Origin of the sequence: Enterobacter sp. FUJ80071 (assembly GCF_038739915.1) — a bacterium.
Classification (GTDB): Bacteria; Pseudomonadota; Gammaproteobacteria; order Enterobacterales; family Enterobacteriaceae; genus Enterobacter; species Enterobacter kobei.
The window spans coordinates 2,504,859-2,529,660 of sequence record NZ_JBBXKH010000001.1; the positions used below are offsets into that span (position 1 = coordinate 2,504,859).

Genomic DNA, 24,802 nt, shown 5'->3' on the forward strand with positions numbered 1-24,802 from the left:
TATTCGCTGAATGGCCCGTTTTGCCCCGCCAATTCTCATCATAAAGGCAGACCAATTTTTCATCCTGCTACATGCACTATTGCTTTAGAATCAAGGGATACAGAGGGAAAAGTGGACAACATAATGTTTAAGCACGCGCAGCTTGAAACGGTTAAGGCATGGATTTCCGACCCTGCAAACGGTTCACTACCGCTTCATGAAAGGATCCAGAGAGCGATACGCACATTGATACTTGAAGGGACCTTGTCGCACGGTAAGGCGCTTCCTGCTTCACGTGCGCTGGCTACCTCATTGAATGTTTCGCGGGATACGGTTGAAGCAGCCTATTCCAGCCTGCATGCAGAAGGTTTTATTGAGCGGCAAACAGGCAGAGGGAGCTTCGTCTCTTCCAGCGCCCGGTTTTTAAAACCACGTATCCGACAGCATCCGCCAACCGCGGAAACACGAAAAGCAAAACTTAGCGCCCGTGGAAAGGTCATCTATGAAAGTGGCGGGATCCGCGAGTTTTCTTCGCCACGTCCGCTGGCGCCCGGTATCCCCGAAACCCGCCTGTTCCCCATTCCAACCTGGGAGCGTCTTCAGCGGCAGGTCCTGAAGGAATATCAGCACAAAATACTGGAGCAAAGTCCACCGCAGGGCATGGAGCGCTTACGGCGGGCCATCGCGGAATATGTCAATCTTGAGCGCGGGACACGTGCGAGTGCAGAACAGGTGATCGTTCTGACAAGTTCTCAACAGGCGCTAGCGCTCTGTTCACACGTGCTGCTGGACAACGGGGAGAGTATTGTCATTGAAGATCCCACCTATCAAGGGGCACACAAAGCGTTTAAGGCTGCCGGACTGCACCCTGTCCCGGTTCCTCTTGATGAAAAAGGCATATCCGTTGACGCACTTAATTCGCTAACCGAACCTGCCAGAGCTATCTACCTTACGCCTTCTCATCAGTATCCAACCGGGGTGACGCTCTCTCTTGACCGACGACTGGCCGTCATTGACTGGGCAAACCGTCACGCCGCCTGGATCATTGAGGATGACTATGACAGTGAGTTTCACTATGAAGGAAAGCCTATGGCCTGCCTTCAGGGGCTGGATGCTTACAACCGGACAATTTATATCGGCACGTTCACCAAGTCGCTGTTCCCCGGGCTACGTATTGCGTACATGATCGTCCCCTCAGAACTGACCGAGCCCTTTACCATGGCCAGGACATTAATGGACGGCCATACCGCATCAATAACTCAACTGACGCTGGCTAAATTTTTGGAGGGTGGCCATTTTGGTGCCTATATTCGCAAGATGAGGAACGTTTATGTTGCTCGTCGCGACAAACTGGCCAGCCTGATGGACGAGTATCTTTCTGATTATGTTGTGTACGCAACGCCAGCGGGTGGCATGCAGATGCCTTGCCACCTGAGGCACGGGTTATCCGAGAAGGATATTGCCGCCGCGGCCCGTCGCGCTGATATTGATATATTAGGACTTACCGGCTTATATGCAGTCAGCCCGGTATCCACCGGTTTTTTAATGGGATTTGCCGCTTACACCGAAAGGGAAATAGAAGACGCGGTAAAAAAGCTGGCCGCAATTTTCCGGTCATGTTGTTATCTCTCGCCACTGTAGATACTCGACAGCAGCCCTGGTGGCCTGCGGACTATGCGCCGTACCGCAGGCCCTCACCGCATGGTGAGGGCAGGATGCTCCCTTAGTGCTGGACGCCCGAGCGGTCAGTAAGCTCGTCGGCGGAGAGAATATCAGCTCGCGATGCCACGCTCTTGCGGCGGGCGTACCTGTCCGGCTGGCCTTCCGGGCGCGTTTTGAAGCGTCGGTGGAGCCACATATACTGCTCCGGTGCCATCAGCACGGCTCGCTCGATAGCCCTGTTCATCTGCGTTGCAACCGTCTCTTTGTCAGCACCCTGCAACGACGCGCTGATATCCTCAAGAATAATAAGTTCGTAACCGGTACCGTCCGCCCTGCGACGCGGCACGAACGGAATCACGGCGGGCTGAGCGCTTTTTACCAGCATATAGCTCCCTGCCGTGGTTGCGGCATCCGGGACAGCAAAGAAGGGTGCAAACACGCTGTTAGCCTTGCCATAGTCGTGATCCGGGGCGTACCACAGAATCTCATTCTGCTTCAGGGCGCGGATCATCCCTTTTAAATCATGACGGTCCAGCATGGTTTTATTAGAACGCAGACGCCCGCGCGTCTGAAGCCAGTCCAGCAACGCATTATTATTCGGACGATAAACCCCAATCCCCGGGTTGAGCATGCCAAAAATCCGCGCGCCCAGTTCAAGGGTGAGAAAATGCATGCCAACCAGCACCACGCCCTTTCCTTGCGCCCTGGCCTGCTCCATATGCTCATACCCGCGCACGGTAAAGCATTTACGCACCCGCCACTCGGGCCAGAACCACGCCATGCCGGTTTCAATTACCCCCATCCCCACGGATTCAAAGTTACGCTGCAGCAAGGCTTCACGCTCCTCTGCTTTCATCTGCGGGAAGCATAGCTCAAGGTTGCGGCGGGCAATCGCCACGCGGCGAGGGAGAAGGCGCATAGCCAGCCGCCCGAGGCGATGTCCAATTCTGAATAACAGCGGATAAGGCAGTAGCATAATGAGCCATAGCGCGGCGATGCCTGTCCAGCTTAGCCAGTATCGAGGATGGAAAAAGGCAGGTGAAAACCGGGGTAATTTTGTCATGAGAAAATTATCCTTTAACGTTGCTGTCCTTAATTGATTCTGTTGTCGATCTTTCCTAAGGATTTATAAAATGTCAGTCAGGAACGTAAAGTGTACCGGATAAGATTAAACTTATTTTTATCGTTTTTTGCGGAAAGAAGGCTGGAGAGGCAGACAAAGCCGGGTAAGACGAAGCGGCCACCCGGCATAAAAATTACATTGAATAACCCGGTTTCTTAATCAGGTCATCCATCTTCGGGGCAATCTCGGTATCCCAGACCTGTGCTTTCCAGTCTGCTTCCTGAACTTCATTCAGCGCTACCGAAATGGAACGATCTTTACTGTTAAGATGGCGCGTAATCACTTCGGCAATATCCGCCGCCAGCGCGGTTTTTTGTTCGTCGTTGAGATCGCGGGGAAAGTATTTGATATCTACGTGTGGCATATGCAGGTTTCCTGTTGTGGTTGAGCGCTTCACGTTATCAGATAATAGTATTTGCCTTTAACACCTTGTGCAGTTCTGGCAGCTGACAGACGGTATCGGCGATCGCTGTAAATTTCGGGGTATTGGCAGCAAACCAGTCGTGACGAGGCCCCCAGGTGCGCGCCACGGCAATATACACATCCAGCAGCGTCAGTCGTTCTCCCAATGCAAACGGCGCGGCTTTAAGCTGACTTTCGAACCATAAATAGAGGGATTTCCGGTACGCAATGCAGTTTTTCTGCAACTGTTCCGGTGCGTCGGGCGCCCAGCGTTCGGGATAATCTGCAAACGTAAAAGTGGGATAGACGTTAGCCACAAACCAGATAAGCAAACGCTGAAACTGCTGGCGTTCGACCTGCCCCACGGGCGGCGCAAGATCGGGACAGCGGTCGAGTACCATCAGGGCAATCGCCGCCGTTTCGGTCATGATAGCGCCATTTTCCAGCGCCAGCGTGGGTACCTGACACAGCGGATTGAGCTTTTGCAGCAACTCACGCTGCGGACCAGGCTGGTCAAACCCGTCCACGTTCACAAACTGATAAGGGATATCGGCCAGGGTCAGCATCACTTCACTGATTGCCGAGCCCCAGCCGGGTACGCCATAAAGTTTCATCATGTTGCCCCCTCAGGGATGAAAACCCTAAGTGTAGAGCACCATTAGTAGGTTATCCCAGGCGGGTTGACCTCCGACTGCGTGACCGCTTCGCCCTGTTCACCCCAGCGCGCCAGCACCTTCTGGTACTCACCCCGCGCAATCGCCCCGTCCAGCGCGGCCTGCAGGGCGTACACCAGCCCATTCCCCTTTTTCGTGGTCGTGGCGACAAAGGCTTTCTTTGGGCCTAACCCCACGACGCGCGTTTTTCCGGTGAGCGCCGCTTTCCAGGACGAAACCGACTGCGGACCAAATAACACATCCGCCCGGCCAGACTGAATATAGAGATTGCCCGAGGCATCGTCGTGGAGATAGACCGGCAGCGCAGGTTCGCGTCCCGCCTTTTTATTCTCCTCGTTCCAGCCCAGCAGGATGCGCTCCTGATTGGTCCCCGAGCCGACAATCACCTTTTTCCCGGCCAGATCTTCCGGGCTTTTGATCGACTGAATCTCGCTGGTGGATTTCACCGAGAACGCAAGCGAATCAACGCGGTAGGTCGCAAAATCAAACTTCTCTTTACGCTGTTCGGTCACCGCAATGTTCACCAGCGCCACGTCGTAGCGCCCGGAGGCGATCCCCAACGGCCAGTCTTCCCACGCCGTCGGTATCAGCTTCAGCTTGAGCCCCAGGCTACCCGCCAGCAGGCGGGCGATATCCGGATCGCTGCCGATGCGCGTGCGATTGTCGCTGGCCAGCAGCGCCAGCGGTGGAGAGTTCAGCATGGAAACGGCAACCGTAAGCGTTCCCGGCTCAACAAACCTGTAGTTTGCGGGGATCTTCGCCACCGCCTGCCGATCCACCGTCACCGGCAGCGGCTGCTCGTTGGCCTGCACATCAATCCCGGCGTGGCTCACCGTCGTGAAGAACAACCCAACCAGACATCCATATTTCATCTGCGCTCCTTACAGCACTTTAGAGAGGAACTGGCGCGTTCGCGGGTGCGACGGACGGTTTAAAACGTCGTCGCTGTTGCCCTGCTCCACAATTTTCCCGTCGACCATAAATACCACCTGATCCGCCACTTCCCGGGCAAAGCCGATCTCATGCGTGACCACCACCAGCGTGGTGCCAGAGCGGGCCAGCTTTTTGATGACGTCCAGGACTTCCCCCACCAGCTCCGGATCCAGCGCCGAGGTAGGCTCGTCAAACAGCATTACGCGCGGACGCAGCGCCAGCGCACGGGCAATGGCAATGCGCTGCTGCTGGCCGCCGGAAAGATGGCGGGACCAGGCGTCCGCTTTATCCCTCAGCCCCACCACATCCAGCAGGCTATATGCCCTTTCCACCGCCTCTTTCTTGCTGAGCTTTTTATGCGCGATGGGCGCCTCAATCAGATTTTCCAGCACCGTGAGATGCGGAAAGAGATTGAAGTTCTGAAACACGTAGCCCACGTTGACGCGCTGCTTGAGGATCTCGTTCTCTTTCAGTTCGTAAAGCCTGTCACCCTGACGACGGTAGCCAATGTAGTCCCCGTCGATCTGGATGAAGCCTTCGTCGACGCGCTCCAGGTGGTTAATGGTGCGTAGCAGCGTCGATTTACCCGAGCCGGACGGCCCGAGGATCACCGTTACGGAGCCCGGCGGGATCTCAAGCGTGACGTTGTCGAGCGCTTTATGGCGGCCAAAATATTTGCTGACGCCGGTAATTGAAATATGTCCTTCAGGAGAGGCTTGCATGGACGGGCTCCTGTGCTGGCGTGGTGGTGACAGCGCGGCTACGACGGGTGGCGCTGTTCTGGTTCACGGCGGAGCGGCGTTCGCTGCGGGCGAGACCGCGCTCAACACCATACTGGATAGCGGACAGAACGGTGGTGATCGCCAGGTACCACGCGGCACCGACCATCAGCAGCGGGATCACCTCCTGCGTGCGGTTGTAGATCATCTGGATGGTATAGAACAGCTCCGGCATCGCCAGGACATACACCATCGCCGTACCCTTGGCGAGACTGATAATTTCATTGAACCCCGAGGGCAATATGGTACGCAGCGCCTGGGGCAGAATGATCCGCACCGTGCGACGCCATGCGGGCAGGCCGAGCGCGGCGGCAGCCTCATACTGGCCGTGATCGACCCCTAGGAATCCGCCACGAATGATCTCGGCGGTATAGGCACTCTGAACGAGGGTTAACCCCACCACCGCGGTAGAAAATTGCCCGAGCACGTTGATGGTTTCAAAACTGCCCCAGGTGATGCGGGTGAACGGTACGCCGAGCGAGAGCGTGTCGTAGAGATAGGAGAAGTTGTAAAGGATGATCAGCACGACGATGAGCGGCAGCGAGCGGAACAACCAGATGTAGCCCCACGCCAGGCTGCTTAACAGCCAGGAGGAAGAGAGTCTCGCCAGGGCCAGCAGGCCGCCGATCACCACGCTCAGCGCAGTGCCGATCAGGGTCAGCAGCAGGGTCTGCCCGACACCTGCGAGGATCACCGGGTCAAAGAACCAGCGGGCAAACACCGCCCACTCCCAGCGCGGGTTAAAGGCCACGGACTGGATCACAACGGCCAGGATAAACAGGGCCACCACGGCGCCGACGGTCCGCAGCGGATAACGCGCCGGGACCACCTTAATGGTTTCAACGTTGCTCATCGTCGTTCCTCATGCGGTTTTACTGAACGCTTCACGTACAAGCGTTTTGGTGAAACGCAGCCGACCGTCAAACGGCGGCTGGCTGTACTCTTCCGGGTCACGGGTGAGATCGAACTGCGGCTGGTATCCCTGGCTGAGATAGAGCCGCACCGCTTCCGGCTGACGAAAACCGGTCGTCATGTAGATCTGGCTGTAACCCGCCAGCACCGCCCTGCGCTCCAGTTCCTGCACCACGCGGGCAGCAAGCCCCTGCTGACGCAGGGATTTGTCTGTCCAGATGCGTTTAATTTCGGCGGTCCGTTCATCAAAGGGTTTGTACGCACCGGTGGCGATAATCTTCTCGTCACGTTCCAGCACGATAAACAGCCCCTGTGGCGCTAAATACCACGCCGTGAGCTCCACTTCCGCGTCCTTAGAGAAGTAGTCGCCGTAGCGGGCGGCATATTCACCGAACAGCCCCTCGATAATCGGCTGCAGTTCGGCATCTTCCGGCGAAACATCACGAAATTGTTCACGCATAGCGCCTCCTTAATCTCCCAGACCTGCCGGGTTTACCTCGGAATGAGCAATGCGCTCAACCCCTTCTCCCCAGCGGTTTAGTACTTTGTCGTAATCGCCGTTTTTGATTACGCCATTAAGCGCGGTTTGCACCGGCTCGACCAGGCCGTTGCCTTTTCTCAGCGTGACCGCGATGTGCGCCGCTTTCGGCCAGCCGCCGTCCACGCTGCCGACGAGTTTGGTTTTGCCGTTGAGCGCCGCTTTCCACGCGCCAATCACGTTCGGGCCAAAGTAGGCATCCGCGCGCCCGGACTGCAGCGCCAGCGTTTGCGCCGCATCGTCTTTGGTGTAGATCGGGGTAAAGGGTTTCAGCCCTTTCCTGAGGTTCTCGGCATTCCATGCCAGCAGAATGGCTTCCTGATTGGTACCGGAGCCCACAATAATCCTGAGCCCGGCGATGTCCTCTGCTTTTTTAAGCGAGGTAATCGGGCTGGTCGATTTCACGTAGAAACCGAGGGAGTCCTTACGGTAGGTGGCAAAATCAAACTTCTCTTTGCGCGCTTTGGTGACGGTAATATTGCTGATGGCGGCATCGTATTTTCCGGACGCCACGCCCAGCGGCCAGTCTTCCCACGAGGTCGGCACCACGTTCAGCTCCAGCCCGAGGCTGTCAGCCACCAGGCGAGCGACGTCGACCTCGCTTCCCAACAGCGTTTTGTTGTCATCGGAGAAAACCGTGAGCGGCGGTTGATTCAGCCCCGCCACCGCCACGGTAAATTTCCCGGGAACGGCAAAGCGATAATCCTTCGGTAGCTGCGCCACCGCATCACCGTTTTTGACGGTGTTGATCGGCGTTTTATTGGCCTCAATACTCACGCCAGTGCCGTTAATCGTGACATTCTCTGCCCGGACGACAGGGGTAAAGGCCAGCGCGAGCGCCAGAATAAGCGATGTTTTCTGCATAGCGGTGTTCTCGTTTATTGTTGTGTGAACGTGTTTTTCGGTTGATCCAGACCTAAGCTGTCGCGCAACGTGGTGCCGGGATAGTCGGTACGGAACAGGCCGCGGGCCTGCAAAACGGGCACTACCTGGTCAACAAAGCGCGGGAAGGTATCCGGCGTGCCGCCCTGAATGATGAAGCCGTCTGCGGCATAGCCTTCAAACCAGGCCTGAAGGCCGTCTGCAACCTCTTCCGGCGTGCCGGAAAAACGCGGGCGCGGCGACGCGGCTTCCAGCGCCACCTGGCGCAGGGTTAAGTTGCGTTCGCGGGCGTTACGCTTAATTTCATCGGTGGTGCTGCGGAAGCTGTTTTTGCCTAGATCGCCGATATCCGGGAACGGCTCGTCGAGCGGATACTGACTAAAATCGTGATGCTCAAAATAACGTCCGAGGTAATTAAGGGCATCGTGAATCGACACCAGCGCCGCCGTAGTCTGGTACTGGTTTTCCACGTCTTCGGCATCGTTGCCAACGATGACGCTGACGCCCTGGAAAATCTGTAAGTCAGACGCGCGCCGACCGTTCGTTTCCAGTTGCTGTTTCACGTCACGATAAAACGCTTTCGCTTCTTCGATGGTGTCATGATGGGTAAAAATGGCGTCGGCATGTTTTGCCGCCAGTTTTTTCCCGTCATCCGACGCACCGGCCTGAAAGACAACCGGACGTCCTTGCGGCGTGCGACCAATATTGAGCGGCCCGGCGACCTGGAAGAAATCCCCGTGATGATTCAGGGGGTGCAGTTTAGCCGGGTCAAAAAACTGACCGCTCTCTTTATTACGGATAAAGGCATCCTCTTCCCAGGAATCCCACAGCCCTTTCACCACGTCGAGATACTCATCGGCAATGCGATAGCGCAGCGCATGTTCCGGGTGTTTTTCGCGGGAAAAGTTCTTCGCTGAACCTTCCAGCGGCGAAGTCACCACGTTCCAGCCAGCGCGTCCGTTGCTCAGGTGGTCGAGGCTGGCGAACTGCCGTGCCGTGGTAAAGGGCTCGCTGTAGGAGGTGGATAAGGTTCCCACCAGCCCCAGGCGCGAGGTAATACTTGCCAGCGCAGATAACACCGTTAAGGGCTCAAACCGGTTTAAAAAATGCGGGATCGATTTTTCGTTAATATAAAGACCGTCGGCAACGAATAAGAAATCGAGTTTGCCCTCTTCCGCTTTTAATGCCGTCTCTTTAACGAAATCAAAATTGATACTGGCATCCGCGACGGCCGCCGGATGACGCCAGGCGGACATATTTCCGGATGCGCCATGCAAAATGGTCCCGAGCCGCAGTTGATGATGTGCAGACATATTTACCTCATGATTAATCAGACGTGTTGCAGGGCGTGTTCCGCAAGCTGGGCAAAATAGCGGGCAGCGGGTTCAATTAAGGCTTCATCCGGATTAAATGCCGGGTGGTGTAAACCAAACGGACTGTTGCTGCCGATGCTGACAAACGCGCCGGGCACAGACTGGAGATAGACTGCGAAATCTTCTCCGCCCATATGTAGCTCGGCGTGATGGGTTTCATACCCCGCTTCACGGGCGACCGAGGTGGCGAAATCGGCCCAGCGTTGGTCATTGACCAGCGCAGTGGGCCCGGCAAACCAGGTGATATCAATCTGCGCGCTAAAAGCACTGGCAAAACCGGCCGCAATTTCCCCCACGCGGGCCTTCACGTTCTGCTGCACTTCCGTGCGGTGAGTGCGTAGCGTACCTTCCAGCTCAACGCTTTCCGGCAGCACGTTCCAGGTGTTGCCCCCGGCGATGCGCGTCACGCTCAGCACTACCGAATCCAGCGTATTCACATTGCGGCTGGCGACGCTTTGCAGCGCGGTCACCAGCTGGCTGGCCAGGAGAATAGCGTCGTTGCCTTCATGCGGGCGCGCGGCGTGCGCGCCTTTACCGGTAATGCGGATCGCGAAGCGGTCGACGTTGGCATAGAACGGCCCGCCACGGGTCGCGAACTTCCCCACCGGCAGGCCGGGCTCGTTGTGCATCCCAAAAATCGCGCTGACATCCCGCAGGGCACCGGCCCGCACCATGCTCTTCGCCCCCCCAAAGTTCTCTTCGGCTGGCTGAAACAGGATCCGCACCCGCCCCTTAAGCGAGGCTTCCCGCGCTTTCAGTTTTAACGCTGCACCGAGGATCACGCTGGTATGGATATCGTGTCCGCAGGCATGCATCACGCCGGGCTGCTGCGAGCTAAACGGCACGCCGCTGCGCTCCTCAATGGGCAGGGCATCAATGTCTGCCCGCAGCGCGATCAGTTTGTTACCGGTCCCGATCTCCGCCACCACACCGGTCGGCAGGTCGTAAGGCAGCGGCGTGATGCCCGCGGCTGACAGCCACCGGCGCAGGCGCGCCGTCGTTTCCACTTCCTGGCCGGACAGCTCCGGGTTCTGATGCAGCTCGCGACGCCAGGCAATCAGTTGTTCACCAAAGCTCATACGGTAACCTCCCTGTTCAGACGCGCCTCGGCCAGCAAACGCAGGGACTGCACGCGCGTTGCCCCCTCCGCAACCGGCGTGTCGATGATAAATTCGTCGATCCCCCACTGCGCGTGTAGCGCGTTCAGCTGTTCCAGCACCGACTCCGCCGTCCCCGCCAGCAGCGACTGGGCGCGACGGGCGATGCGCACCGGCTCGCTCCCGGCCTGACGGGCAAAGGCATAGGCCTGATCCTCACTGGCGACGGTCACGCGCTGGCCGTTTGCCAGCTCAACACCCCACACTTCGACCTTCTGCGCCAGGGCTTCGGCCTCAACCTGGGTCGGCGCGATAATCGCCTGCACCGCCACTATCACCTCCCGCGCGCTGTTCTTACGCCAGGTCGAAACCACCTCGCGTAACAGTTCCGGGGCTCCGTTCAGATGCGCGGCAAAGACAAAGTGCCAGTCGAGTGATGCGGCGAGCAGCGCGCTTTCCGTGCTGGCGCCCAGCAGAAAACCCTGTGCAGGTACCGGTGGCTGCGGCGTGGCGCGAACGGCTTCCTCCGCTGAGTGGTTTTCAGGACGGATCCAGCGATCGAGCTGGGCCAGCTGTTCGGCAAAGCTGCCCTTTTCCTGCTGATCCAGCCCCAGCTGCAGCGCGCGGGTCGAGAGCGGTAATCCCCCAGGCGCTTTTCCGACACCAAGATCCACGCGGCCGGGCGCCAGCGCGGCCAGCACGTTGAAATTCTCGGCGACTTTATAAGGGCTGTAGTGCTGGAGCATGACGCCCCCGGAACCGACCCGGATGCGCGTTGTTTGCCCGAGGATCCAGGCAATCAGCAGCTCCGGCGAGGGACTGGCAAGCTGAGGGGTATTGTGGTGTTCGGCAATCCAGAAGCGGTGATAGCCCAGATTTTCTGCCTGCTGCGCCAGCGCTAACGTACGCGCCAGTGCATCGGCAGCCGTTTCGTTTTCAGCGATGGGGCTTTTGTCCAGAATGCTGATTCGCCATGACATGTTGCGTTCTCGTTTGACTTAACATGTCGACATTATTAAAGGCGTATTTCACCACTGAGAAACAATTAATTTACATTTAGTTTTCTGGAAATCAGATATACAGCGCCCTGCTAGGGGTGAGTTTTCAGCGAAGCAATCAGCGCATCCGCCTCCTGGCGATGGGTGATGCGAACAAACTGAATGTGGGCGTATTGCGGGTTTTTCATATCAGCGTCGTAACGCTCGCGGTTAATGCGCCAGGTTTTAAGGGTCCAGATGATGATGGATTCCCGGCTGAAAAATGAGCGGCGGAAGCTTTCGCAGTTTCCGGTGCCAGGCCACAGTTCCTGTTGGTGCCATGCGCGTTTAAACGCGCGCGTCACCGCCTGCCAGAGCGTACGGACAAAACCGCAGTCCACCCACACGACCAGATCAACCTCACGCCATTTCACCGGGCGCGTGCGGTTGTAGTTGCCATCAAGCACCCAGCCGGGTGTGGCAGCGAGCGTATTTTCCAGCGTCTCCAGTAGCTCCTCATCGGGCGTTCCCTTCCACTCAGAACGCCAGTAGAGCCTGTCCATCTCAATATAAGGGAGCGACAGTTCCGTCGCGATGCGCCGGGCAAGCGTACTCTTTCCGCTCCCGCTGGTACCGATAATATTGATTTTCACCGTTCCGCCAGGCCATGCTGAAGAAAACATTTCGGATCATATCGTTTTATTTTTGTTAATGAAATGCCCGTGACGCGCTGCCTCATTGCGCGCTACCTCAACGTAATTATTAAGGATTTCTGATGATTAAAGCAGCACTTCACTATTAGTTCTGTCTAAAAACTCGCCACGATTCAGCGTGTTGTAATCCTCATCTGCTCTGACCACACGATTTCATTCGACCTGCATCACTTTCGACACGGTTATATTTTGCGTCGCTTATGAATTGCAGGTAGGATGCCTCGCCATGTTTCGCCTTATCCATACGCAGAATGACTGGGAAGGCGACATGTGTTTGCGCAGAAGCAATCGTTTGTATCGCTCTCTGCCAGGCAGGACTATCACGATAATGGTTCAGACAGGCAAACAGGTAACTCAATGAAAACAAGCAATAAAAGCGCAGCCGATCATCACGCTGCTAAACGTCGCTGGTTGAACTCCCACGAAGAGGGCTACCACAAAGCGATGGGCAACCGTCAGGTGCAAATGATCGCCATCGGCGGCGCTATCGGAACAGGTCTGTTTTTAGGTGCTGGTGCGCGTCTGCAAATGGCTGGCCCGGCTCTCGCCCTGGTGTATCTGGTGTGCGGGATCTTCTCTTTCTTCATTCTTCGCGCACTGGGTGAACTGGTGCTGCATCGTCCGTCCAGTGGGAGTTTTGTTTCCTACGCCCGTGAATTCCTCGGTGAAAAAGCGGCCTACGTGGCAGGCTGGATGTACTTCGTCAACTGGGCGATGACCGGTATCGTCGATATCACCGCCGTTGCGCTCTACATGCACTACTGGGGCGCGTTCGGTGACGTGCCCCAGTGGGTCTTTGCCCTTGGTGCGCTGGCGATTGTCGGCACCATGAACATGATCGGCGTGAAGTGGTTCGCCGAAATGGAGTTCTGGTTTGCGCTGGTAAAAGTGCTGGCGATTGTGATTTTCCTGGTCGTCGGGACCGTGTTCCTCGGCAGCGGTAAGCCGCTGGATGGCAATGCCACCGGCTTCCACCTGATAACCGATAACGGCGGTTTCTTCCCGCACGGTCTGCTGCCTGCGCTGGTTCTGGTTCAGGGCGTCGTGTTTGCCTTTGCCTCTATCGAACTGGTCGGTACCGCAGCGGGTGAATGTAAAGATCCGCAGACCATGGTGCCGAAAGCCATTAACAGCGTGATCTGGCGTATCGGTCTGTTCTACGTTGGCTCCGTGGTGCTGCTGGTTCTGCTGCTGCCGTGGAATGCCTATCAGGCTGGTCAGAGCCCGTTTGTCACCTTCTTCTCTAAGCTCGGCGTGCCTTACGTTGGCAGCATCATGAACATCGTGGTACTGACGGCGGCACTCTCCAGCCTCAACTCCGGCCTTTACTCTACCGGTCGTATCCTGCGCTCTATGTCGATGGGCGGTTCTGCGCCGAAGTTCATGTCGAAGATGAGCAAGCAGCACGTACCGTATGCCGGTATTCTGGCGACCCTGGTGGTGTATGTCTTCGGTGTATTCCTGAACTATCTGGTGCCGTCTCAGGTTTTCGAGATCGTTCTGAACGTGGCCGCACTTGGGATTATCGCCTCCTGGGCCTTTATCGTGGTTTGCCAGATGCGCCTGCGTAAAGCCATTAAAGAAGGCAAAGCCCCAGACGTCAGCTTTAAGCTGCCGGGCGCACCGGTGACCTCATGGCTCACCCTGCTCTTCCTGTTTAGCGTGCTGGTACTGATGGCGTTCGACTACCCGAACGGTACCTATACCATCGCCACCATTCCGCTGCTGGCCGTATTGCTGATCGCAGGCTGGTTCGGCGTACGTAAACGCGTTCACGAAATTCACAGCACCGCGCCGGTTCATCCTGATGATGAAAAACACGACGCACCGCTGGTGGAAGAGACCTCGCGTTAATAAAAAAGCCGGGTGGCGGCTTCGCCTTACCCGGCCTATATCTTATCGTTTTTGTAGGCCCGGTAAGCGCAGCGCCACCGGGCAATTCCCACATTAGAGTGCAATACGAATCACATCATCAGGCTGAGTGGCTTCCTGCTGGCGAGTGGATTTTTGTTTCACCGTCACGTACAGGATTTTGCCATCGGCAGACAGCGCCAGGCTATTCGGGTAGACAGGCGTGTCGAAAGTTTTTGTCACCTTATAAGACTTCGCGTCAATCACGCTCACTTTACCGGCTTCACGGTGCGTCACGTAGGCTTCATTGCGAGCCGGGTTAAACAGAACCGCCAGTGATTCAGGCGCCGCAATTTTCTCAATCACGCTGCCGTCTTTCAGGCTCACCACCAGCACTTCCGGCTGTTTTGAGTCGGTCAGGAAGGCACGCTGACCGGCGGTGTCCAGGCTCAAATTCAGGTAGAAGTGTTCTTTGCCGTCGTCCTGCACTTTTTTGCGGCTGAGGATGGTGTTGGTGGCGGTATCAATGGTGACCAGCTCGCCGTCCGCATTCGTTGTATACAGGCGTTTCGCCCTGGCATCAAGCGCCAGCCCGGTGCTGTAGGTACCCGTATTTGCGATGGTTCCTTTCAGCTTCAGCGTGGCGCCATCCACCACCCAAATCACGCTCTCTTTGCCCACCCCGGTGATGTAAATCGTGTTGCTCGCGTCATCCGCCACCAGCTGTCGCGGCTGCAGCGGTTTCACCGTTTCGCTGCGCTGGCGACTATCCAGCACCAGACGCCCTTTCACGTCGCCCGTTTTCGCATCAATGGCCGTCACCGCACCGTTGAGCGTGTTACCCAACCACAGGGTTTGCGTCGCGCCGTCGAGGGTTGCACCAAAAGGTTTGAGATCGCTATGAATGGCCTGCGTCACCTCCAGCGTGGCAGGATCAAGGCGATAGATAATCCCACCCTTGTCAGTTTTACGGCTTTGCGACGTCGCAACCCACAGCGCATTCTCCTGCTGGCTGACCGCCATTTCATAGGCACCTTTACCCACTGCTTTACGCAGCATCTCTTCGGCGGCATGCACCTGGAAGGTTCCGGCAAACAGTAAAGCGGCAGACAGCAGAGAGGTGCTCAGTCGCGGTGAGCACAGATGGCGTAAAGACATAACAATTCCTTTTTTGAAAAATGGGAGTACGGCTGACATCGCTTCCGGCTGGCAACGTCATGGCGTCGCCCTTATGATAATGAGAATAGTAATCATTAATGAGTTAAAAGTGGAGTTTTTCTTTCCCTTCTCGCCTTTCATTAACGCAATGTGCGGTTATAGTTTTCAAAACATTTACAAAACCTTTAACATGTATGGACATGTTCCATTTGGTTCGTTTACACACCACAACCGGTTTTATTCATGAAAATCATTTCTGCCCGTAAGGCATCTCTCCCGCTGCTGCTGGTCCCCGTTGTTTTTGTGCCGCTTAGTGCGATCGGCGCAGAGGAACAAACCATGATCGTCAGCGCCACGCCGCAAACCGTATCAGAGCTTGATACCCCGGCGGCGGTCAGCGTCGTGAATGGCGATGATATGCGTCATGCCACGCCACGCATTAACCTCTCTGAATCGCTTGGCAGCGTTCCCGGGCTGCAAATCCAGAACCGGCAGAATTATGCCCAGGATCTCCAGCTTTCAGTGCGTGGGTTTGGTGCCCGATCAACGTTTGGCGTGCGCGGCATTCGCATGTATGTCGACGGTATCCCTGCCACCATGCCGGACGGACAGGGCCAGACGTCTAACATCGATCTCTCCAGCATTGACAGCGTTGAAGTGCTGCGTGGCCCCTTCTCTGCCCTGTACGGTAACGCCTCTGGCGGCGTGATTAACATGACTACCCAGACCGGGCAGCAGCCACCGACCCTTGAGGCGAGCAGCTATTACGGCAGTTATGGTACATGGCGCTATGGAATGAAAGCCACCGGCGCCATGGGGGACGGAACGCATGCGGGAGACGTGGATTACACGGTTTCGACTACCCGCTTCACCACCAAAGGCTTCCGCGACCACAGCGGCGCGCGGAAGAATCTGGCTAACGCCAAACTGGGTGTACGCATTGACGACGCCAGCAAGCTGACGCTGATTTTCAACAGCGTGGACATGAAAGCCAACGATCCGGGCGGGCTGAGCTATCAGGAGTGGCAAAACAACCCACGTCAGTCTCCGCGCGGCGATCAGTACAACACGCGCAAGACCATCAAGCAGACCCAGGCCGGTCTGCGCTATGACCGCCAGCTTAGCGCTCAGGACGATCTGAGCGTGATGATGTATGCCGGTGAGCGTGAAATGACGCAGTATCAGTCGATTCCTTATCAGCCGCAGCTGCGACCTTCTCACTCCGGCGGCGTGATTGATATGCAGCGCCACTATCAGGGCGTTGATACCCGCTGGACGCACCGTGGTGAGCTGCTGGTGCCGGTCACCTTCACCACCGGTCTGAACTATGAAAACATGAGCGAAGATCGTCGCGGGTACGAAAACTTCGTGATGAACAACGGCGTGCCGGATTACGGCGTTAAAGGCGATAAGCGTCGTGATGAACGCAATCTGATGTGGAACGTTGATCCTTATCTGCAAACCAGCTGGCAGTTAACGCAGAAACTTTCCGTCGACGCGGGCGTGCGTTACAGCTCGGTCTGGTTCGATTCCAACGACCACTACGTTACGCCTGGGAACGGCGATGACAGCGGTGACGCGAGCTATCACAAATGGCTCCCGGCAGGCTCGGTGAAATATGCGGTGACGGACGCGTGGAACCTCTATGCGGCCGCAGGACGTGGATTCGAAACGCCGACCATCAACGAACTTTCTTATCGCGCCGATAATCAGGGCGGCCTGAACATCGGCCTGAAACCTTCCACGAACAACACCTATGAAGTGGGCAGCAAAACCCGCATCGGTAATGGTCTGCTGACGGCAGCGCTGTTCCGCACAGACACAGATGATGAGATCGTGGTAGATGCCAGCGCTGGCGGTCGTACAAGCTATAAAAATGTCGGGAAAACTCGCCGTCAGGGGGTAGAAGTCTCTCTCGATCAGCAGTTTGCTGAGAACTGGAAACTGAAAATGGCGTGGACGTACCTGGACGCCACCTACCGCACCAACGTCTGCGGCGATGCCGACTGTAATGGCAACCGTATGCCGGGCATTGCCCGCAATATGGGCTTCGCGTCGTTTGGCTGGCAGCCAGAAGAAGGCTGGTACGCGGGTTCTGACGTGCGCTATATGAGCGACATCATGGCTGATGACGAAAACACGGCGAAAGCGCCGTCGTACACGGTGGTTGGGCTCAATACCGGGTATAAATTTAACTATGGCAACTGGGGGATGGACGTCTTTGGCCGCGTAGATAACCTGTTCGACAAAGAGTATGTCGGCTCCGTTATTGTTAACGAATCGAACGGGCGTTATTACGAGCCCGCACCTGGCCGTAACTACGGTGTTGGTCTGTCGGTCTCTTATCGCTTCGAGTGAGAAAAAAAGTAAAGTTTATTTTATAAATGAAATAATGCTCCTGATGGCAATAAGCCATCAGGAGTTATTCACCAGATAAATAATTAGGTGCGAGATATAGTCGCTCTGCTAAATAATCTCTTAGTTAAAATATTGTCGCTGTAAAAGCGTATTCGCTTCATCAATCAACTTATCAATCGCCTTCTGGCTGGCATCAACATCTCTTCTCTCAAGGGCTGAAAGCAGCTCGTCATAGTGATAAGTCGACACTTTGATGTCATCAAGCTCACGGTGAAGATAGTTAATACACGGGCCGATGCGCACCCATAGCTGTTCAATCAACGCATTCAGCGTCGGCATTTCGGCATACTGATAAAGCGTAAACCGGAAGACACGATTCGCATGGAGCGCCTGCTGGACGTTCCCGTTGCGCATGGCCTCATGAAATACGTCCGACAATTTGCGCAACGTCTCCAGCTTTTGCTCAGACATATTCTGACAGGCTGCGGCGACTGCCATGGGCTCAAGCTGTTTGCGAATGGCGTTAATTTCGTTATAACGATCCAGCGTGACCTCTGGCACCAGAAAGGCCTGCGCGGGCGTAGCGTGTAACGCCCCTGCCGACACCAGACGCAGCAGCGCTTCGCGGACCGGCGTAATACTGGTTCCCAATTTATCGGCAATTTCTTTCGTAATCAGCCGTGCGCCAGGTTTGAGGGAGCCTGTAATTAATGCTCCTTTCAAACTGAGTTCAACTTGCATGGTAAGACTGATCCTTTGGGCTTTTTCTAAGTGATCCAAATCAAGCATGTTCAATTCCTGTAGCTAAAACTTAATGCTATTTTTAAGCGTCGGTTTAATAAAACGACGCTGCTTCGATATATCCTGTATCGTCATGCCTGGTGGTGGGAAGTACGTAAAAACAGCAAAAAAAGCAAACTGTGATTTTTTATCGGCTTCGGGCGCATCCGGGATGATGGCGCGAAAAACCATGTCCGTTAATTAAAGACAATATATCGTATCTTCACAAATAAATATGGCGGGAAACCCCGCCATCATGCTTTTTATTTATTGTCACCCGCGACGCGAATCACGACTTTGCCGAAATTTCGACCTTCCAGCAGGCCAATCAGCGCCTCGGGCGCGTTCTCAAGCCCATCCGTGACCTGTTCACGATAGTGAATTTTACCTTCCTGCACCCAGCGCCCCATCTCGTCCTGGAACGCCTTAATGTGGTGGCCATAGTCCTGAGCGATAATGAACCCCTGCATCCGAATACGTTTCTTCAGAATGGTGCCCATCAGCAGCGGCAAGCGATCCGGTCCTTCAGGCAAGCCCGTCGCATTGTAGCCACTCACCAGGCCGCAAACCGGGACGCGCGCAGAGGTATTCAGTAGCGGCAGTACGGCGTCAAAGACTTTCCCCCCGACGTTTTCATAATAGACATCAATCCCTTTCGGGCAGGCGTGCTTCAGCTGGTCGGCAAAATCCGCCGCGTGGTGATCGAGACACTGATCAAACCCAAGAACATCAACGGCATGACGGCACTTTTCTGCCCCACCGGCAACGCCCACTACCCGGCAACCTTTGATTTTGCCAATCTGCCCAACGGTGGCGCCAACCGGACCTGTCGCCGCAGCGACCACCAGCGTTTCACCCGCTTTCGGTTGTCCGATATCCAGTAACCCCATATAGGCGGTAAAACCAGGCATACCCAGAATACCCAGCGACCAGGAAGGATGAGACGGATTGTCGCCCAGCTTGACCAGGCCGCTGCCGTCAGAAAGTTCATATTCCTGCCAGCCGCTGTAGCCCAGCACCCATTCACCGGGTTTGAAATCGGGATGGTTTGACTGCTCAACGCGGCTGACCGTTCCCCCGACCATCACGGCACCCACCTCTACCGGAGGGGAATAGGATGGCGCATCGCTCATGCGACCCCGCATATACGGATCCAGCGACAGCCAGACGGTACGAAGCAACAGCTGCCCCTCAACGGGCGCGGGAACAGGTTGTGTTTCCAGACGAAAATTTTCCGCGACCGGCGCGCCCTGTGGACGAGAAGCCAGCACCCAGCGGCGATTTTGCGAAACAGCGTGATTCATCAGGATCTCCTTCTGCTACAAATGTCATTACAGCCTGGCTCATGAACGGCGTTATCGCTTCCTTTACGAACCCGACTGGTTAAGCCGTACAACCAGATAGACACAGCTTTCATTCGTTTCGTTGATGAAACGGCAGTCATTTGGCGGCCCAAGTTCAAGACAGTCACCGGCCTGCATCTCGTGGCGTGTGTCGCCTTCCTGAAACACCAGCTCGCCGGACTGCAGCCAGATGAGCTGACGTGCCAGCGCGTAAGACGATGCGGGCATCGGCACATCGCTCCCGGCAGGCAGTTCTACCTGAACAAGGTCGATGGGCAGATCGGTACGGGGAGAAACATGACGGCGGAGATAGTGCGTTTGCGGGTCGCGCCAGACAGGCTGATTGGCAAGGCGCAGGAGTTTACCTTCCTGCATCTCCGCGCGTGCAATCAGCGTGGACATGCTGATGCCAAACGCGCCGGACAGGCGGGCAAGAAGAGTCGCTGTCGGGCTGCTGTCTCCGCGCTCAATTTTGTGGATCATCGCGCGCGAGACCCCTGCCCGGTCAGCCAGCTCGCTCAGGGACCATCCGCGGGACTCGCGTTCAAGACGAATTCTTGCACTAATTCGTTGATTCATTGTGTCTGTTATTGTGTTCATGACGTCATACTATAGTGTATGAATGGCATTTCAATGGGGTTCTGATAACAAAAAATAGGGCTTATGGCGTAGCGCCCGGACGATGCAGTTGTGTAATATCGTATCTACAACGTAATACTATAGTGAACAACACACAGAGGGAACATCATGATCGTTCGTCATGCCTGCAAAGAAGACTGCGCTGCGATAGGAGAGATCTATAACCACGCGGTGCTGCATACTGCCGCGATCTGGAACGATAAGACCGTCGATACCAATAACCGTATCGCGTGGTTTGAGGCTCGTACACTTGCAGGCTATCCGGTTCTGGTGAGCGAGGAAAACGGTGTTATTACCGGATACGCCTCTTTCGGTGACTGGCGAGCTTTTGATGGTTTCCGCCATACGGTAGAACATTCGGTCTATGTCCATCCGGATCATCAGGGCAAGGGGATTGGCCGCACGTTGATGAAAGCGCTGATTAACGAGGCCCGCACCCTGGGTAAACATGTGATGGTGGCCGGTATTGAAGCGCAAAATCAGGCCTCCATTCACCTTCATGAAACCCTCGGTTTCGTGACTACCGGACAAATGCCGCAGGTGGGAACCAAGTTTGGCCGCTGGCTGGACTTAATCTTCATGCAGCTGCAGCTTGACGAGCGCAGCGACCCGGACGCTATTCCATGAATCAATCACTGACGCTGGCATTTCTGGTGGCGGCGGGAATCGGTCTGGTGGTACAGAATACCTTGATGGTGCGCATCACCCAATCCTCCTCCACCATTCTGATCGCGATGCTGCTCAACTCGCTGGTCGGCATCGTGCTGTTTGTCAGCATTCTGCTGCTGAAACAGGGCGTCGCCGGGTTTAGCGAGCTGGCCGCAACTGTGCGCTGGTGGACGCTTATTCCGGGACTGCTGGGTTCGTTTTTCGTCTTTGCCAGTATCAGCGGATATCAGAACGTTGGCGCAGCGACCACCATCGCCGTACTGGTGGCCAGCCAGCTGATCGGTGGGCTGGTGATGGACGTTCTGAGAAGCCATGGCGTTCCACTCCGCGCCCTGGCAGGCCCGGTGTGCGGTGCGGTGATGCTGGTTGTCGGGGCCTGGCTGGTCGCACGACGCCAGTTTTGAGGCTACAGAATCGTGCCGCCTTTGGTCAGCTGTTCCTGCCGCGCGTCCATTTCTTCTTTATGCTGCTTACCGTGATGCGAAATTGCGGTACGCAGACGCTGCTGCTGGGTATAGCGTTCTTCCCGGCTGAGCTCGGCATCATCGCTCAGTTCAATCAGCAGTTCGTTCATATGGGCAATCACGCTCTCGTCGATGGCGGCATCCACGCGGGCGATCACGTCGTTTAAATGTGACATTGTCACTCCTCCTCACGTGCCCGGTGGCGCTACGCTTACCGGGCCTACGGGTGCAAAATGTAGGCCCGATAAGGCGTAGCCGCCACCCGGCAATAAAATGCTTAGTTCAGCTTCGCTTTTGAAAAATCACTGCCCATCAGGCTCACGCTGTACCCGGTCACGTTGCTGCGGGTCGCATAGAACGTTTTGCCGTTTGCCAGTGCGATCCACGGCGCCTGCTGGTAGAAAATCTCCTGCGCCTGGCCATAGAGCTTCGCACGCTCAGCCGGATTGCTGGTCAGCTTCGCTTTTTGTACCAGGGAATCATAATCTTTATCGCACAAGCGTGCGGCATTTGACCCGGTTTTAATGCTGTTGCAGCCCAGCAGCACATCGGCAAAGTTGTCCGGGTCACCGTTATCGGACATCCAGCCAAACAGTGCGGAATCATGTTCGCCTTTACGCATTCCGGAGAGATATTCGCCCCACTCGTAAGATACGATTTTTGCCTTTACGCCCACCTTCGCCCAGTCGCTCTGGATCATCTCCGCAATGCGACGCGAGTTTGGGTTATACGGACGCTGAACCGGCATTGACCATAGCGTAACGTCTGCGCCCTTCTCCAGCCCGGCCTGCTTCAGCAGCGCTTTCGCTTTTTCCGGATCGTAGCTGTAATCCTTCAGATCGTTATTAAAGCCCATCATATTGGGTGGGATCGGCGATTTTGCCACCGTCCCCGACCCCATAAAGACCGCGTTAACGATAGCCTTTTTGTCGGTCGCGTAGTTTAGCGCCTGGCGCACCAGCACGTTATCAAACGGTTTTTTCTCGGTGTTAAACGCCAGATAGCCGACGTTCAGCGCATCAACCGAGTGCAGCGTCAGGTCTTTGTTCTTCTTAATCACCTCAAACTGCACCGGAGACGGCGCGGGTATTATCTGGCATTCGTTGGTCTGCAGTTTCGCCAGACGCGTCTCCACATTTGGCGTGATGGAGAAGATCAGATGTTTGGTCGGCACCTCGCCATCCCAGTAGTTCGGATTAGCGACGTAGCGGATCAGTGAATCCACTTTGTACTGCTGCAGCACATAAGGACCGGTACCGATCGGCCAGGTGTCCACGTTTTCAGGCGTACCTTTTTTCAGCATCGCATCGGCGTATTCTGCGGAGAGAATCGAGGCAAAATCCATCCCCCAGTCGGCCAGGAACGCGGCGTTGGGTTCACTCAGGGTGAACTGAACGTGGTAATCGTCGACTTTTTTGACGTCCTGAATCAGCTTATCAAGACCCACGTCGTTAAAGTATTCATAGTTACCCTGGGACACGTTGTGGTACGGATGCTTAGGGTCTTTCTGACGCATAACCGAGAAAATAACGTCATCGGCGTTAAAGTCGCGGGTCGGCTTGAAGTATTTGTTGCTGTTGAACTTCACCTCTTTGCGCAGGGTAAAGGTATAGGTCTTACCGTCCGGTGAAATCGTCCAGGATTCCGCCAGCGACGGAACCGGCGTGTTTTTCACCGGGTCGAAATTGATCAGGCGGTTGTACAGTACCTGAGAACTGGCGACAAAAGAGGGGCCGGAACTGGCGATTTGCGGGTTGAACGACTCGGGTGACGCTTCAGAACAGTAAATTAAGGTGTCGTTGTTTGCCGCCCACGCGGCACCGGCTGGTAAAAGCGCGCTCAGCGCAAGGGCGAGCAGTGTTTTCCCTGTAGACATGGTTATAACCCTGACAGTTTTATTATATAGGACAGTAATAACAGCACAGCCGTTATGACCTGGCAAATAACGAAACACTATCAGGTTATTCTAAAGCCGCGTTTTTTGCTGGTTTTACGGTCAGCATCCGAAAAGATGATTTGCCTTAAGTGCCATTATCCGTCAAGCACAACCGTCACTTTCTATGCCGCAAGAAATCGGCCCTTTTAGCGTCTCTTCCTCCGTTTGTTTTCTTCCTCGTTTCGTTAAAGTAACGGCGTGAAGAAGTATATGGGATCAAATCGTGGCTAAAACTCTTTTACGCAGCGGTAACCTGGATGATTTTCAGGCCGTGGGCGGCGGCGGACAAGCCGTTTTTGAATCAGCGTTACAAATTCGGGAAGCGCTCCGGTTGCGCAAACAACAGGCTATCGTTGACTGTCTGGCGATTCCGCAGGTCAACGACAGCGGCGACCGCGTAGACTGGTACTCCCCGGTGGAGGGAAACGTCACCAGCTGGAAAGCGGCTGGTGAGGACGACCGCTATCGCGCCCTGCGCTATCTGGAAAACACCCTTGCGAGCGTAGAGTCGTTAAGCAAGAAATGCCTTCAGTCGCCGAAAACAGCGCAACAGCTCTTCGGCTCGCTGCTGTCGAAAGCATTTCAGTTCCCTGGGGAAAATTTCGTTTTTCTCGTCGACGGAAAACCGATCCTGTGCTTCTGGGGTTTTGTAAACCTGAATGAAAATGCGCGTGACGATGTCCTCGACTGCCTGCGTGAATCGCTGATCCCTGAGCCCGCCCCCGTTGTGATTGAAGATCCTGAACCCGAGCCCGAGCGGGTGCCCGAACCGGCCATCACCTTTGAAAAAGCTGACGAGCCGCTGATTGCCCCGGTCGCCGCGATACGGATTACGCCGGAAGACCTGTATGCGCCCGAGCCCGCACCGGTTGTTGCGCAACCTGCGCCTGAACCCGCGCCTGTCGTCATCACGAAGAAGCGTCGCGTTCCCCTTTGGACGCTGCCGGTCGCGGCGGTGATCATTGCCGCTATTGCCGCCCCGCTGATGTGGCCAAAACCGGCCCCTTCTGCAGAGCCCGCGCCTGCGCCGGTCCCTGAGCCCGTGGCTATCGCCCCAAAACCGATCAAAGCCGTTGAGCCACTGGCGATGAATTTACCCCTGCATCAGGCTGAGGTGGTGGCGAGCAAAGAAAAAGAGCCTGAACCCGCTCCCGTGGTGATTGTCGCGATCCCGAAAGATGCCATGGTGATGGAGGCCGGTCAGGTGAAAGCCGGATCGACACGCTTCCTGAACGGTACCTGGCGCGCGATTCTCGACGTGAAAGACCCGGTCACCGGCAAGCCACCGTCAATGCGCTATCAAATCCAGAACAATAAAGGTTTCGCCCGCATAGTCCATGGCGACAATATTGTCTGCCGCGCGGAGATCTTCTCCGGGCTACACAGCAATGGTGAGCTGATGATCAAGAGTCGCGGCACGGCCCGCTGTACCGACGGTTCCCGCTACCCGATGCCGGAAGTCGCCTGTAAAGCCGGCACCAGCGATATCGCAGAATGTCGCGCCCGTTATGATGCCAACACCGTCGTCCCCCTGACGTTCAAGAAAGCAGGTGCCTGATC

General features: G+C 55.9%; 22 protein-coding genes and 1 pseudogene. 6 read left to right on the forward strand and 17 right to left on the reverse strand.

Going from position 1 to position 24,802, the window contains the following annotated elements; genetic code table 11:
- Positions 1–123: 123 nt before the first annotated feature.
- Positions 124–1,620 carry a PLP-dependent aminotransferase family protein gene (locus tag AAER43_RS12245; protein ID WP_014883930.1) on the forward strand — a complete coding sequence of 499 codons (1,497 nt, stop codon included), beginning with the start codon at positions 124–126 and terminating at the stop codon, positions 1,618–1,620.
- Between the two features lie 82 nt (positions 1,621–1,702).
- On the opposite strand, the gene AAER43_RS12250 is transcribed toward AAER43_RS12245, so the two are convergent.
- The 11 genes and pseudogenes from AAER43_RS12250 to AAER43_RS12300 form a co-directional block, all read right to left on the reverse strand.
- Positions 1,703–2,704 carry a Kdo(2)-lipid IV(A) acyltransferase gene (locus AAER43_RS12250; RefSeq protein WP_023337344.1) on the reverse strand — a complete coding sequence of 334 codons (1,002 nt, stop codon included), beginning with the start codon at positions 2,702–2,704 and terminating at the stop codon, positions 1,703–1,705.
- A gap of 193 nt (positions 2,705–2,897) precedes the next feature.
- Positions 2,898–3,128: a tautomerase PptA gene (pptA, locus tag AAER43_RS12255; RefSeq protein ID WP_014883932.1), complete on the reverse strand. Its 231-nt coding sequence runs from the start codon at positions 3,126–3,128 to the stop codon at positions 2,898–2,900.
- 37 nt (positions 3,129–3,165) lie between these two features.
- On the reverse strand, positions 3,166–3,783 hold the full coding sequence (locus AAER43_RS12260) for a glutathione S-transferase family protein (RefSeq protein WP_045268194.1): 618 nt from the start codon (positions 3,781–3,783) through the stop codon (positions 3,166–3,168).
- A 41-nt stretch (positions 3,784–3,824) separates the two neighbouring features.
- Positions 3,825–4,712, reverse strand: a complete 888-nt coding sequence (locus AAER43_RS12265) for a transporter substrate-binding domain-containing protein (RefSeq protein ID WP_014883934.1) — start codon at positions 4,710–4,712, stop codon at positions 3,825–3,827.
- A gap of 9 nt (positions 4,713–4,721) precedes the next feature.
- Positions 4,722–5,495, reverse strand: coding sequence for an amino acid ABC transporter ATP-binding protein (locus tag AAER43_RS12270; protein ID WP_050862006.1), 774 nt, complete (start codon positions 5,493–5,495; stop codon positions 4,722–4,724).
- Positions 5,479–6,405, reverse strand: a complete 927-nt coding sequence (locus tag AAER43_RS12275) for an amino acid ABC transporter permease (protein WP_050862005.1) — start codon at positions 6,403–6,405, stop codon at positions 5,479–5,481. Before AAER43_RS12275 ends, AAER43_RS12270 begins: the two co-directional genes overlap by 17 nt.
- A gap of 9 nt (positions 6,406–6,414) precedes the next feature.
- On the reverse strand, positions 6,415–6,924 hold the full coding sequence (locus AAER43_RS12280) for a GNAT family N-acetyltransferase (RefSeq protein WP_057057672.1): 510 nt from the start codon (positions 6,922–6,924) through the stop codon (positions 6,415–6,417).
- Between the two features lie 9 nt (positions 6,925–6,933).
- Positions 6,934–9,197: pseudogene (locus AAER43_RS12285) on the reverse strand (NtaA/DmoA family FMN-dependent monooxygenase).
- Positions 9,198–9,214: 17 nt separating this feature from the next.
- Complete coding sequence (locus tag AAER43_RS12290) at positions 9,215–10,336, reverse strand: amidohydrolase (protein WP_014883940.1); 1,122 nt, start codon at positions 10,334–10,336, stop codon at positions 9,215–9,217.
- The gene (locus tag AAER43_RS12295) at positions 10,333–11,334 is read right to left on the reverse strand and encodes an LLM class flavin-dependent oxidoreductase (protein WP_050862001.1); all 1,002 of its coding nucleotides are present in this window, start codon (positions 11,332–11,334) and stop codon (positions 10,333–10,335) included. The genes AAER43_RS12290 and AAER43_RS12295 overlap by 4 nt, the downstream gene beginning before the upstream one ends.
- Positions 11,335–11,444: 110 nt before the next feature.
- On the reverse strand, positions 11,445–11,984 hold the full coding sequence (locus AAER43_RS12300) for an AAA family ATPase (protein WP_045282143.1): 540 nt from the start codon (positions 11,982–11,984) through the stop codon (positions 11,445–11,447).
- A 417-nt stretch (positions 11,985–12,401) separates the two neighbouring features.
- Here AAER43_RS12300 and ansP point away from each other — a divergent pair, with 417 nt between their 5' ends.
- Positions 12,402–13,898 (forward strand): L-asparagine permease, encoded by a 1,497-nt coding sequence (gene ansP, locus AAER43_RS12305; RefSeq protein ID WP_050862000.1) that lies wholly within the window; start codon positions 12,402–12,404, stop codon positions 13,896–13,898.
- 93 nt (positions 13,899–13,991) lie between these two features.
- Here ansP and AAER43_RS12310 read toward each other — a convergent pair whose 3' ends face one another.
- A complete protein-coding gene (locus AAER43_RS12310) occupies positions 13,992–15,053 on the reverse strand; it encodes a YncE family protein (RefSeq protein ID WP_032636360.1) in 1,062 nt (353 codons plus the stop codon).
- Positions 15,054–15,296: 243 nt separating this feature from the next.
- Here AAER43_RS12310 and pqqU point away from each other — a divergent pair, with 243 nt between their 5' ends.
- Positions 15,297–17,411, forward strand: a complete 2,115-nt coding sequence (gene pqqU, locus AAER43_RS12315; protein WP_050861999.1) for a TonB-dependent receptor PqqU — start codon at positions 15,297–15,299, stop codon at positions 17,409–17,411.
- A 120-nt stretch (positions 17,412–17,531) separates the two neighbouring features.
- On the opposite strand, the gene AAER43_RS12320 is transcribed toward pqqU, so the two are convergent.
- The 3 genes from AAER43_RS12320 to AAER43_RS12330 form a co-directional block, all read right to left on the reverse strand.
- Entirely contained in the window at positions 17,532–18,200 is a 669-nt protein-coding gene (locus AAER43_RS12320; protein ID WP_014883946.1) for a GntR family transcriptional regulator, read from the reverse strand.
- A 254-nt stretch (positions 18,201–18,454) separates the two neighbouring features.
- Positions 18,455–19,495 (reverse strand): NADP-dependent oxidoreductase, encoded by a 1,041-nt coding sequence (locus AAER43_RS12325; protein WP_032636359.1) that lies wholly within the window; start codon positions 19,493–19,495, stop codon positions 18,455–18,457.
- Between the two features lie 63 nt (positions 19,496–19,558).
- Positions 19,559–20,134, reverse strand: a complete 576-nt coding sequence (locus AAER43_RS12330; protein ID WP_014883947.1) for an XRE family transcriptional regulator — start codon at positions 20,132–20,134, stop codon at positions 19,559–19,561.
- A gap of 147 nt (positions 20,135–20,281) precedes the next feature.
- Between AAER43_RS12330 and AAER43_RS12335 the strand changes: the two genes are divergently transcribed.
- Both AAER43_RS12335 and AAER43_RS12340 read left to right on the forward strand, forming a co-directional pair.
- Positions 20,282–20,800, forward strand: coding sequence for a GNAT family N-acetyltransferase (locus AAER43_RS12335; RefSeq protein ID WP_045135200.1), 519 nt, complete (start codon positions 20,282–20,284; stop codon positions 20,798–20,800).
- On the forward strand, positions 20,797–21,246 hold the full coding sequence (locus tag AAER43_RS12340; RefSeq protein WP_014883949.1) for a DMT family transporter: 450 nt from the start codon (positions 20,797–20,799) through the stop codon (positions 21,244–21,246). Before AAER43_RS12335 ends, AAER43_RS12340 begins: the two co-directional genes overlap by 4 nt.
- Before the next feature lie 2 nt (positions 21,247–21,248).
- Here AAER43_RS12340 and AAER43_RS12345 read toward each other — a convergent pair whose 3' ends face one another.
- Together AAER43_RS12345 and AAER43_RS12350 are read right to left on the reverse strand one after the other, a co-directional pair.
- Positions 21,249–21,482, reverse strand: a complete 234-nt coding sequence (locus AAER43_RS12345; protein ID WP_014883950.1) for a YdcY family protein — start codon at positions 21,480–21,482, stop codon at positions 21,249–21,251.
- Positions 21,483–21,583: 101 nt separating this feature from the next.
- Entirely contained in the window at positions 21,584–23,182 is a 1,599-nt protein-coding gene (locus AAER43_RS12350; RefSeq protein WP_050861997.1) for an ABC transporter substrate-binding protein, read from the reverse strand.
- A 283-nt stretch (positions 23,183–23,465) separates the two neighbouring features.
- Between AAER43_RS12350 and AAER43_RS12355 the strand changes: the two genes are divergently transcribed.
- Positions 23,466–24,800, forward strand: coding sequence for an SrfA family protein (locus AAER43_RS12355; protein WP_050861996.1), 1,335 nt, complete (start codon positions 23,466–23,468; stop codon positions 24,798–24,800).
- Positions 24,801–24,802 lie beyond the last annotated feature (2 nt).

Excerpts from the sequence above, each read along its gene's own strand:
- AAER43_RS12310 (WP_032636360.1), bottom strand. The coding sequence starts at position 15,053 with ATGTCTTTACGCCATCTGTGCTCACCGCGACTGAGCACCTCTCTGCTG.
- AAER43_RS12280 (WP_057057672.1), bottom strand. The coding sequence starts at position 6,924 with ATGCGTGAACAATTTCGTGATGTTTCGCCGGAAGATGCCGAACTGCAG.
- AAER43_RS12270 (WP_050862006.1), bottom strand. The coding sequence starts at position 5,495 with ATGCAAGCCTCTCCTGAAGGACATATTTCAATTACCGGCGTCAGCAAA.
- AAER43_RS12275 (WP_050862005.1), bottom strand. The coding sequence starts at position 6,405 with ATGAGCAACGTTGAAACCATTAAGGTGGTCCCGGCGCGTTATCCGCTG.
- AAER43_RS12245 (WP_014883930.1), top strand. The coding sequence starts at position 124 with ATGTTTAAGCACGCGCAGCTTGAAACGGTTAAGGCATGGATTTCCGAC.
- pqqU (WP_050861999.1), top strand. The coding sequence starts at position 15,297 with ATGAAAATCATTTCTGCCCGTAAGGCATCTCTCCCGCTGCTGCTGGTC.
- AAER43_RS12250 (WP_023337344.1), bottom strand. The coding sequence starts at position 2,704 with ATGACAAAATTACCCCGGTTTTCACCTGCCTTTTTCCATCCTCGATAC.
- pptA (WP_014883932.1), bottom strand. The coding sequence starts at position 3,128 with ATGCCACACGTAGATATCAAATACTTTCCCCGCGATCTCAACGACGAA.
- AAER43_RS12320 (WP_014883946.1), bottom strand. The coding sequence starts at position 18,200 with ATGCTTGATTTGGATCACTTAGAAAAAGCCCAAAGGATCAGTCTTACC.
- AAER43_RS12345 (WP_014883950.1), bottom strand. The coding sequence starts at position 21,482 with ATGTCACATTTAAACGACGTGATCGCCCGCGTGGATGCCGCCATCGAC.
- AAER43_RS12340 (WP_014883949.1), top strand. The coding sequence starts at position 20,797 with ATGAATCAATCACTGACGCTGGCATTTCTGGTGGCGGCGGGAATCGGT.
- AAER43_RS12260 (WP_045268194.1), bottom strand. The coding sequence starts at position 3,783 with ATGATGAAACTTTATGGCGTACCCGGCTGGGGCTCGGCAATCAGTGAA.
- AAER43_RS12350 (WP_050861997.1), bottom strand. The coding sequence starts at position 23,182 with ATGTCTACAGGGAAAACACTGCTCGCCCTTGCGCTGAGCGCGCTTTTA.
- AAER43_RS12330 (WP_014883947.1), bottom strand. The coding sequence starts at position 20,134 with ATGAACACAATAACAGACACAATGAATCAACGAATTAGTGCAAGAATT.
- AAER43_RS12290 (WP_014883940.1), bottom strand. The coding sequence starts at position 10,336 with ATGAGCTTTGGTGAACAACTGATTGCCTGGCGTCGCGAGCTGCATCAG.
- AAER43_RS12295 (WP_050862001.1), bottom strand. The coding sequence starts at position 11,334 with ATGTCATGGCGAATCAGCATTCTGGACAAAAGCCCCATCGCTGAAAAC.
- AAER43_RS12335 (WP_045135200.1), top strand. The coding sequence starts at position 20,282 with ATGATCGTTCGTCATGCCTGCAAAGAAGACTGCGCTGCGATAGGAGAG.
- AAER43_RS12325 (WP_032636359.1), bottom strand. The coding sequence starts at position 19,495 with ATGAATCACGCTGTTTCGCAAAATCGCCGCTGGGTGCTGGCTTCTCGT.
- AAER43_RS12265 (WP_014883934.1), bottom strand. The coding sequence starts at position 4,712 with ATGAAATATGGATGTCTGGTTGGGTTGTTCTTCACGACGGTGAGCCAC.
- ansP (WP_050862000.1), top strand. The coding sequence starts at position 12,402 with ATGAAAACAAGCAATAAAAGCGCAGCCGATCATCACGCTGCTAAACGT.